This window comes from Citrobacter sp. VF227 (assembly GCF_052950715.1).
This window is the reverse complement of the sequence record NZ_JBRFVF010000529.1, coordinates 1-445: the sequence shown is the minus strand read 5'-3', so window position 1 is coordinate 445 and position 445 is coordinate 1. Positions and strand designations below refer to the sequence as shown.

Below are 445 nucleotides of genomic sequence, written 5' to 3'. Positions count from 1 at the left end.
TGGCTGGCATTGAACCGCTTAGCGTCGCTGCCGACGATGACACGGCGAGCACGGCCGCGGCCGCTGCGTGCGCGCAACGCTGGTCCAACGCGGGACGTGAAGTTGTTGAGGTGAGCTATGGGGCGTGACCTGAAAGACCTCGCCGTAAGCGGCGGCGCGGAGGCCGTGCGGCGTGCTATCGCGAGCGGCACGCACATTGCGAAAGCCAAGCCGTTGCCCGATGGCGCGGCGGTCGATTCGCACGTTTCGGTCGCACGTGACACCGCCCATGCCGGCAAATTCTCACGCGCGACGATGCATCAACTTCTCGACGTGTTGGCGGAAGACCCAGCGCTTCGCGGGCTGGTTCGCTACGACGAAATGAAGCGCCGCGTCGTCATCGCGAGCGCGCGCCCGTGGGAGGTCGCGCCGTCGCCGTACTGGACCGATGCGGACACAACGAACC

General features: G+C 66.7%; 1 protein-coding gene. It reads left to right on the top strand.

The features are described from left to right. Positions 1-117: 117 nt before the first annotated feature. On the top strand, positions 118-445 hold a 328-nt coding region (locus ACU8YC_RS27690), incomplete at its 3' end, for a hypothetical protein (RefSeq protein ID WP_446896353.1).